The sequence below is a fragment of the Streptomyces nogalater genome (genome assembly GCF_039532885.1).
Taxonomy (GTDB): Bacteria; Actinomycetota; Actinomycetes; order Streptomycetales; family Streptomycetaceae; genus Streptomyces; species Streptomyces nogalater.
The window spans coordinates 60680-69778 of sequence record NZ_BAAASM010000035.1 but is presented as its reverse complement, the minus strand read 5'-3'; the positions used below and the strand labels follow the sequence as shown (position 1 = coordinate 69778).

The following is a 9099-nucleotide window of genomic DNA, read 5'->3' as shown; positions in this document are numbered from 1 at the left end:
GGTCTTGCGTTTCCGACTCTATCAGATCTTTTCTCGATCCGATTTCCTCGGCGCTTTCCAGGTTCCCGCTCTCGCGTTTCCCTTTCCGGCGGTTCCGACTCTATCAGATCCTTTCGGCGTCTGACTCCCAGTCAGGGGGGCTTGTCTTCCCGGCTGTTGGGCCGTTCCGACGCCTCAAACCTTAGCGGATCCGCCCGGCGTTTCCCAATCGGGCCGCCGAGCCCGTATTCAAATTGAATTCGGGCGCGCCGAAATCAACCCGTACGGGAGATCGTGCTGGTGGTGTGAGGGTGCCGCTCAAGGCGGCAGAGTGTTGTCGAAGAACCGTTACGGCTCCGCGGCAACCCGAAGAACTTTACGGATCGGCCAGAGGCGTGTCAACACCCTCTGTCAAGATCTTTTCCGCGGTCGCGGGCCCGGCCTCAGTCCAGGTCGCTGAGCCGGCCGCCGGCGTCCGGCTGCGCGTGCTCCACCCGACGCAGGAGCCGGGTCAGGACCTCGCCGAGCACCGCACGCTCGACGGGGGTGAGGTCCTGGAGCAGGTCCTCCTCGAAGACGGTCGCCAGGCGCATGGCCTCCAGCCACTTCTCGCGGCCCTCGGGGGTCAGCTCCACGATGACGCGTACCCGGTTGGACTCGTCCCGCTCCCGGGTCACCAGCCCCTCGGCCACCATGCGGTCGATCCGGTGGGTCATCGCGGCCGGGGTGAGGCCGAGCCGCTTGGCCAGGTCGCTCGGGCCCATGCGGTAGGGCGCGCCGGAGAGGACCAGGGCCTTGAGGACCTCCCACTCGGCGTTGCTGATGCCGAGGGCGGCGGTCTGGCGGCCGTACGCGACGTTCATCCGGCGGTTCAGCCGGGACAGCGCCGACACGATCTTCTCGACCTGGGGGTCCAGGTCCTGGAACTCGCGCTGGTAGGCGGCGATCTGTTCTTCGAGTGTCGGCTCCGTGACGCCGGGGGTGTCGGCCATGGCCGCAGTATGGCACGCGGCCCCTTTGCCTTGAAGTCCTTCACTGTGTACTCTTTAGCTTCGAACTTTAGCTTTGAAGTCTTCAGGTCTAACTAGTGAGAGAGGTGAACGTGACCAGGGCGATGGGCGCAGCGATGCGCCGGATCCACGTGGGCAACGCACTCAGCGCGTTCGGGCTCGGCTTCACCGTCCCGTACCTGTACGTCTATGTGGCGCAGGTGCGAGGGCTGGGTGCCATGACGGCGGGACTGGTCCTCGCCGTCTTCGCCGTGGCCGCGCTGATCGTGCTGCCGTTCGCCGGCCGGGCGATCGTGCGGCGCGGCCCGCTGCCGGTCCTGCTCGCCGCCCTGGTCCTCGCCGCTCTGGGCGCGCTGAGCCTCGGTCTGGCCGGCGGTGCCACGACCGTGCTGCTGTCCGCCGCCGCGCTCGGTGCCGGGCAGGCCGTGATGCAGCCGGCGCTGGCGACGATGATCGTGGACTGCTCCTCCGCGGACACGCGCTCGCGCGCGTTCGCGATGCAGTTCTTCCTGCAGAACCTGGGGCTCGGTGTCGGCGGTCTCATCGGTGGCCATCTGGTCGACACCACGCGCGTGTCCTCGTTCACGCTGCTGTTCGCGATCGAGGCGCTGATGTTCCTGCTGCTGGTCGTGGTGATGGCGACGGTGCGCATGCCGCACTCGCCGCGGATGGCGGAGGCTCCCGGGCGGTCGGCCAAGGGCGGCTGGAAACAGCTGCTCGGTAACCGGGCGATGGTGCAGCTGTGCGTGCTGGGCTTCGTGCTCTTCTTCGCCTGCTACGGCCAGTTCGAGTCGGGGCTGAGCGCCTACGGCGTCGAGGCGGCCGGGATATCCACGTCCGCGCTGGGGACGGCGCTGGCCGCGAACACGCTGATGATCGTGGTCGCCCAGTTCGCCGTGCTGAAGCTCGTGGAGCGGCGCCGGCGGTCCCGGGTCATCGCCGCGGTGGGCCTGATCTGGGCCGTCGCATGGCTGGCCGCCGGGTACGCGGGGCTGGGGCACGGCAGCCAGGAGATGGCCACGGCCGCTTTCGTGTCGACGTACGCGCTGTTCGGACTGGGTGAGGCGATGCTGTCGCCGACGGTCGCGCCGCTGGTCGCCGCCGATCTGGCGCCGGAGGGCCTGGCCGGTCAGTACAACTCGGCGTTCGCGCTGGTCAAGCAGCTGGCGCTGGCGGTCGGTCCGGCGGTGGGCGGTCCCTTGGGCGCCTCCCTGCACGCGCCGTACATCGTGGCCTTCCTGCTGTTCTCGCTGTCGATCACCGTGCTGGCCCTGCGGCTGGGGCGGCGCCTCACCGCGGCGCAGGACCGGCCGTGGACGGCGCGGGAGAGCCGGGTGGTGAGCCGGGGCGGGGCCCAGGAGCCGGTCACCGCGGAGGCGTAGGACCGCGCCGCCGGGGTGGCGCCCCCCAAGGGCGCGGGGAACCGCGCGACCGGCCGCGGAGCTCCCGCGCCCGGGAGCGGGCCCGCGCCCCCGCGGCGCTCACCCTTTCGGCAGGACGAACTCGCACCAGACCGCCTTGCCGCCGCCCGGAGTGCGGCGGCAGCCCCAGTTGGAGGCGATCGTCGCCACGATGGCGATGCCCCGGCCGGACTCGTCGCCCGGCTCCGCCCGCCGTCGGCGTGGAAGGTGGTCGTCGCCGTCCGTGACCTCGATGATCAGGCGGCGGTCGGTGCGGCGTAGCCGCAGCCGCATGGGCGGGGTCCCGTGCTGGAGGGAGTTGGCGACCAGCTCGCTCGCGGCGAGGACGCCGAGGTCGTGCAGTTCGGCGGGGAAGCGCCAGCTGGTCAGCACACCGGAGGCGAACGCCCGGGCGCGGGGCGCCGCCTCGACGCCGCCGAGCAGTTCCAGGGCCGCGTTGCGGAAGAGATCGCCGTCGGGGCCCGTGCGCGCCGGGTGCTGGAGGACGAGGACGGCCACGTCGTCGTCGTGGTCGGCGGTGACGCCGGCCGAGCGGACCAGTCGGTCGCAGACGACCTGCGGGGTGCCGGTGGCGCCGGCGAGGGCGCCTTCGAGTGCCGCGATGCCCTCGTCCAGGTCGGCGTCCCGGCGCTCCACCAGGCCGTCGGTGTAGAGGACGGCCGTCGCGCCGGGGCCGAGGGCGATGCAGCCGGAGGAGTGCATCCAGCCGCCGGTGCCGAGCGGCGGGCCGGTGGGTTCGTCGGCGCGGGAGACCAGGCCGCTCTCGTCGCGGACCAGGATCGGCAGATGGCCGGCGGACGCGTACACCAGGCGGCCCTCGTTCGGGTCGTGGATGGCGTAGACGCAGGTGGCGATCTGGTTGGCGTCGATCTCGGCGGCGAGGCCGTCGAGCAGCTGGAGCACCTCGTGCGGGGGCAGGTCGAGGCGGGCGTAGGCGCGGACGGCCGTGCGGAGCTGGCCCATGACGGCGGCGGCCCGCACCCCGCGGCCCATGACGTCGCCGATGACGAGGGCGGTCCGGCCGCCGCCGAGGGTGATCACGTCGTACCAGTCGCCGCCGACCGCGGCCTCGGTGCCGCCGGGCTGGTAGGTGGCCGCGATGCGCAGGTCGTCGGGCTGCTCCAGTTCCTGCGGCAGCAGGGAGCGCTGGAGGGTGACGGCCGTCTCGCGCTGGCGGCGCTCGCTGGCGCGCAGGCGTTCGGCGGCCTCGGCGTGGTCGGTGACGTCGGTGGCGAAGACGAGGACGCCCGCGTCGCGGTCGCCGTCCTCGGTGACGGGGGTGCAGGTGAAGGTGTACGAGCGGCCGTCGACGGCCTTGCGGGACTTCAGGGTGCGGGGTCTGCCGCTGCGCAGCACCTGGTCGAGCAGGGGGAGCAGGCCCAGTTCGGCGAGTTCGGGCAGGGCGTCGCGGGCGGGGGCGCCGGTGGGGCGGGTGCCGAAGGCCGCGGTGTAGGCGTCGTTGACGTAGCCGATGCGGTGGTCGGGGCCGTGGACCAGGGCGACGAGGGCCGGGACGCGATCGAGGACGTCACGCGCGGGCAGTACGTCCACGGCGGGCGCCGGGACCGCGTCGGCGGACCGTTCGGCGCGGGCCGCGGGCACGGAGCCGTCACCCCGCCGGTCCGGGGAGACCGCCGAATCGGTCCGCGCGGCGGCGCGGCGCTGCGTTCCGGGGAGCCGGGCGCTCCAGCGCGTGAAGTTCACTGTGGGGAAAGCCTCGTGGGTGCGGTGGGCGGGCGGGGGGCCGGTCCGGGGACGTGGGCAGTCCGGCAGGGGGGCGGACCACGGCGACAACCGTCAGACGCCTCGGCGGTCCGCGGAGTTCCCGGGTCCGGTCAGGACTACCCCTTCGGGTCGTCGGAGGGGCTGTGGGGAGGCTTTCCACCGGCTGCCAGTTCGAACTCCGCGCGCGGATGTTCGAGTGAGCCGAGCGAGACGATCTCCCGTTTGAACAGCCCGGCGAGGGTCCATTCGGCGAGCACGCGGGCCTTGCGGTTGACGGTGGGCACCCGGCTGAGGTGGTACACGCGGTGCATGAACCAGGCCGGGTAGCCCTTCAGCCTGCGGCCGTAGACCTGGGCGACGCCCTTGTGCAGGCCGAGGGAGGCGACGGAGCCGGCGTACCGGTGGGCGTACGTCTCCAGGGGCTCGCCGCGCAGGGCGTGCGCGATGTTGTCGCCGAGGATCCTGGCCTGGCGGACCGCGTGCTGGGCGTTGGGCGCGGTCTCGGTGCCGGGCTCGGCGGCGGTCACGTCGGGGACGGCGGCGGCGTCGCCCGCGGCCCAGGCGTGCTCGGTGCCGTCGACGGTGAGCTGGGCGGTGCAGCGGAGCCGGCCGCGGTCGGTGCGCGGCAGGCCGGTGGCGGCGATCAGCGGGTGCGGTTTGACGCCGGCCGTCCACACGAGCGTGCGGGTCGGGAAGCGCTGGCCGTCGCTGAGGACGGCGATCCGGTCGGCGCAGGACTCCAGGCGGGTGTTCAGCAGCACCTGGATGTTGCGGCGGCGCAGCTGGGTGAGGGTGTAGCGGCCCATCTCCGGGCCGACCTCCGGCAGGATCCGGTCGGTGGCCTCCACGAGGATCCACTTCATGTCCTCGGGGCGGAGGTTGTGGTAGTAGCGCGCGGTGTAGCGGGCCATGTCCTCCAGTTCGCCGAGGGCCTCCACGCCCGCGTAGCCGCCGCCGACGAAGACGAAGGTGAGGGCGGCGTCGCGGACCGCGGGGTCGCGGGTGGAGGAGGCGATGTCCATCTGCTCGATCACGTGGTTGCGCAGGCCGATGGCCTCCTCGACGGTCTTGAAGCCGATGCCGTACTCGGCGAGGCCGGGGACGGGCAGGGCGCGGGAGACCGAGCCGGGGGCGAGCACCAGTTCGTCGTAGTCGAGCAGTTCGGCGGACCTGCCCTCGCCGGCGGTGGCGAGGGTGCTGACGGCGGCCGTGCGCACCGCGTGGTCGATGGAGGTCACCTCGCCGACGACGACGTGACACCGGTCGAGGACGCGGCGCAGCGGTACGACGACGTGGCGCGGGGAGATCGAGCCCGCGGCGGCCTCGGGAAGGAACGGCTGGTACGTCATGTAGGGGTCGGGGGTGACGACCGTGATCTCGGCCTCGCCCCTTCTCAGCTCGGCCTTCAGCTTCCGCTGGAGGCGCAGGGCCGTGTACATCCCGACGTAGCCGCCGCCGACAACCAGAATGCGCGCACGTTCCTTCACCATCCCATGACGCACCCGGCGCTGGTGTTTGTCCACAGCCCCGGCAATTTGTGTGACCGGCGGCCGGGTGAGCGCGGGACCGGGCGGGGTTCCGGTATGGGACGAAACGGGGCAGGTCAGCGGGGGCGGACGCGTGGGTGGGAGGGGAGGGAATCGGGACGTACACGCTCCGTACTCCGATCGGGGGGCGCACTGTACGGAACCTGCCCCTTCTGAATTGACTGCCTCTCAACTATGTTCGTGTGTCGACGGAGTGTAGGGAATGTGGTCGAACGGGCCCGCGACGGGCGGATCCGGTCGAACCGATGCCCGTTCCGCGCGCTTCGCAGCCAGTGGCGGGGAGAGTCTCCGGGGGGAGACGTCATTACCGGGGGAAACACATGCATGTTCAGGACACGCATTGGGCATCGGCTGCCACCATCGCACCCGGCGGCAGAACGATGAGTACGGCGGCGGGTACCGGACGCGCGGACGGGGCGCGGACGACTCCGCTGCGGGTGGACGCACAGCGCAATCTGGAGCACGTGCTGCGTGCGGCGCGTGAGGTGTTCGGCGAGCTGGGGTACGGCGCGCCGATGGAGGACGTGGCGCGGCGCGCCCGGGTCGGGGTCGGCACGGTGTACCGGCGCTTTCCCAGCAAGGACGTGCTGGTCCGGCGGATCGCCGAGGAGGAGACCGCGCGGCTGACCGAGCAGGCGCGGGCCGCGCTCGGGCAGGAGGACGAGCCCTGGTCGGCGCTGTCGCGGTTCCTGCGGACCTCGGTGGCGTCGGGGGCGGGGCGGTTGCTGCCGCCGCAGGTGCTGCGGGTCGGCTCCGCAGGGTCGGACGGGACCGACGGGACGGACGGGACGGGTTCGTCCGGGGAGCCCGGTGCGGCGGGTCCGGCGAGTTCGTCGGGCGAGGAGGCCCGGGTGCCTCAGCAGCGGATGGAGCCGGGGGGTGGTGAGCTGCGGCTGGTGCCGGACGGGTCCTCGATGGGGGCCGACGATGCCGGGGCCGGGGCGCTGCTCGACGTGGTCGGGCAGTTGGTGGACCGGGCTCGGGCGGCGGGTGAGCTGCGGGCGGACGTGTCGGTGGGGGATGTGCTGCTGGTGATCGCCACGGCGGCGCCGTCCCTGCCGGATGCCGCGCAGCAGGCGGCGGCTTCGGCTCGGTTGCTGGACATCCTGCTGGAGGGACTCCGGTCCCGGCCGGCGTCGGCACCGGCATCGGTGTAAGCGGCTCGGCTTCGCCCTCGGCGGATCGGGTCTCCACCCGCACCACCCGTGCGGCTATCGCGGTCGGGTGCGGGTGGCCCCCGTGGGGGGCGCCCACCGTCGACGACAGCGGGATTCGACCCTGGGGACCCCAACTGGGTTTTGCCACAGGGGTGTTCGGGCGGGGCGGGGGTGAGGACGCTCGGACGGGTGGATGGGGTGTGCGGGGGCGCTCGGAGGGTCGGGGTGTGGCACTCTGAGCCGGTGACGGGTTGGGCTGGGCCGGTGCCGGGGGCTTTCCGCGATGAGCGCTGACGGGTGGGACGGGTCACACGGGGACGCGGAGACGCGCGGTCCGGCCTCGCCGTACGTACCCGGCCAGGGCCGCCCCGCTTCCCACGGCGCACCCGGTGGGCGCGCGGACCGCGGCGTGCCCGCCCAGCGGGACGGGAGTGTGCTGCCGCCGCCCCGGGAGACGCCGGCCGCCGACGGCGAACTGATCACGCGGATGCGGGCCGGTGACGACTCCGCCTACGAGGAGCTGTACCGGCGGCACGCCGACGCGGTACGCCGGTACGCGCGGACCTGCTGCCGGGACGCCCACACCGCCGACGACCTCACCGCCGAGGTGTTCGCCCGGATGCTCCAGGCGGTGCGCGGCGGCGCCGGTCCCGAGCACGCCGTACGGGCCTATCTGCTGACCTCCGTACGGCGCGTCGCCGCGCACTGGGCCAAGTCGGCCAGGCGCGAGCAGCTCGTCGACGACTTCGCCGTCTTCGCCCAGCAGGCCGCACGGGCCGCGGAGGCGTCCGACGCGGACAAGCTCGATCCGGGCGCCGACGTGCGCGCCCTGCACGAGGCCGAGCAGTCGCTGGCCATGCGGGCCTTCCGCTCCCTGCCCGAGCGCTGGCAGGCCGTGCTGTGGCACACCGAGGTGGAGGACGAGTCCCCGAGCGAGGTGGCCGTCCTGTTCGGGCTGGACGCCAACGGCACCCGCGTGCTCGCCAGCCGCGCCCGGGAAGGGCTGCGGCAGGCCTACCTCCAGGCCCACGTCAGCACCGCCCTCACCGCCGACGAGGCGTGCGCCCGCTACGCCGACCAGCTCGGCACCTACGCCCGCCGCAAGCTGCGCGTCCGGGCCGAGCGAGGCCTGCGCAAGCACCTCGCGGAGTGTGCCCGGTGCCGGCTGGCCGCGACGCAGATCGAGGAGGTCGCGAACGGCATCCCCGCGGTCGTCCCGGTCGCGGTCATCGGCTGGTTCGGGGCCGCCGGATACGCCAAGGCGCTCGGGATCGTGGCCGGCGGCGCCGGGGCGGGGGCCGCCGGGGCCGCCGCCGCGGCGGGCGGTACGGCGGGCGGTGCGGGCGGGGCCTCGGCCGTCGAGGGGATCGGGGCACCGGTGAAGGCCGGCATCGCGGCGGGAGTGGTCGCGGTGGCCGCCGCCGCGGTCGCGCTGGCCCTGGTCAACGACGACCGGCCGGTGAAGGAGGCCGCCGCCGGACCGTCGCCGTCCGCACCGGTCGTACGCTCCGAGCCGCCGACGCCCGCGCCCACTCCCCCGAAGCCCCGGCCCAAGCCCTCGCCCCCGAAACCGGTGGCCGTCGCCCCCGGACCGGTAGCGGCCACCCCCACCCCGACGCCGACGCCGACGCCGACGCCGAAACCCAAGCCCACCCCGACCCCTGCTCCCCCGCCGAAGCCGAAACCGAAACCGAGGCCAACCCCGACTCCGACCCCGACTCCGACCCAGACCCCCACGCCCACCCCGCCGCCCACGCCGACCGTCTACGAGCTGAACGCCCTGCGCTTCGACGCCTCCGGTGACGGCACCGGGCCCGAGATCAGGCTGGGCGGGAGCAGCTGGGTGTGGCAGCGGTACGGCATGTCGATCGGCGGCAGGACGTACGCGCGCGGGGTCACCGTCCACGGCGAGTCCTCCGTCACCATCGACCTCAACCGGCAGTGCACCGCGTACGACGCGTGGGCCGGCGTGGACGACATGGCCCTCGGTGTCGGCAAGCTGTCCTTCTCCGTCTATGCCGACGGGGTCCCGCTGTGGCGGTCCGGCGTGGTCAAGGGCCGTGACCCGGCCGTGCCCGTGCATGTGGACCTCACCGGGCGCAGGACCGTACGGCTGGTGGTGCAGCCGCACGACCACGGCCTCGGCCGGGTGGCACCGGCGGACTGGGCGGAGTCCCGTTTCACCTGCCGGTAGCGCCATCCGCCTGCCGACAGCTTCGTTCACCTGCCGGTAGCGCCGTTCACGTGCCGGCAGTCTCGT

6 protein-coding genes are annotated in these 9099 nt (G+C 73.3%); 3 read left to right on the top strand and 3 right to left on the bottom strand.

Annotated features, from left to right (window positions below; genetic code table 11):
- Window positions 1–422: 422 nt before the first annotated feature.
- Window positions 423–971, bottom strand: coding sequence for a MarR family winged helix-turn-helix transcriptional regulator (locus ABD350_RS23375; RefSeq protein WP_208033027.1), 549 nt, complete (start codon window positions 969–971; stop codon window positions 423–425).
- Between the two features lie 110 nt (window positions 972–1081).
- Between ABD350_RS23375 and ABD350_RS23370 the strand changes: the two genes are divergently transcribed.
- Window positions 1082–2371, top strand: a complete 1290-nt coding sequence (locus ABD350_RS23370) for an MFS transporter (protein ID WP_344350229.1) — start codon at window positions 1082–1084, stop codon at window positions 2369–2371.
- Window positions 2372–2470: 99 nt separating this feature from the next.
- Here ABD350_RS23370 and ABD350_RS23365 read toward each other — a convergent pair whose 3' ends face one another.
- Window positions 2471–4114, bottom strand: a complete 1644-nt coding sequence (locus ABD350_RS23365; protein WP_344350228.1) for an ATP-binding SpoIIE family protein phosphatase — start codon at window positions 4112–4114, stop codon at window positions 2471–2473.
- 137 nt (window positions 4115–4251) lie between these two features.
- Window positions 4252–5625 carry an NAD(P)/FAD-dependent oxidoreductase gene (locus ABD350_RS23360; RefSeq protein ID WP_344350227.1) on the bottom strand — a complete coding sequence of 458 codons (1374 nt, stop codon included), beginning with the start codon at window positions 5623–5625 and terminating at the stop codon, window positions 4252–4254.
- A gap of 377 nt (window positions 5626–6002) precedes the next feature.
- Between ABD350_RS23360 and ABD350_RS23355 the strand changes: the two genes are divergently transcribed.
- Both ABD350_RS23355 and ABD350_RS23350 read left to right on the top strand, forming a co-directional pair.
- Window positions 6003–6839 carry a TetR/AcrR family transcriptional regulator gene (locus tag ABD350_RS23355; RefSeq protein WP_344350226.1) on the top strand — a complete coding sequence of 279 codons (837 nt, stop codon included), beginning with the start codon at window positions 6003–6005 and terminating at the stop codon, window positions 6837–6839.
- Window positions 6840–7122: 283 nt separating this feature from the next.
- Window positions 7123–9033 (top strand): sigma-70 family RNA polymerase sigma factor, encoded by a 1911-nt coding sequence (locus ABD350_RS23350; RefSeq protein WP_344350225.1) that lies wholly within the window; start codon window positions 7123–7125, stop codon window positions 9031–9033.
- The last annotated feature ends 66 nt before the right edge of the window (window positions 9034–9099 follow it).

What these genes read in the sequence shown, in the direction of transcription:
- ABD350_RS23375 (WP_208033027.1), bottom strand. Translation starts at nt 971, where the DNA reads ATGGCCGACACCCCCGGCGTCACGGAGCCGACACTCGAAGAACAGATC.
- ABD350_RS23360 (WP_344350227.1), bottom strand. Translation starts at nt 5,625, where the DNA reads ATGGTGAAGGAACGTGCGCGCATTCTGGTTGTCGGCGGCGGCTACGTC.
- ABD350_RS23355 (WP_344350226.1), top strand. Translation starts at nt 6,003, where the DNA reads ATGCATGTTCAGGACACGCATTGGGCATCGGCTGCCACCATCGCACCC.
- ABD350_RS23350 (WP_344350225.1), top strand. Translation starts at nt 7,123, where the DNA reads ATGAGCGCTGACGGGTGGGACGGGTCACACGGGGACGCGGAGACGCGC.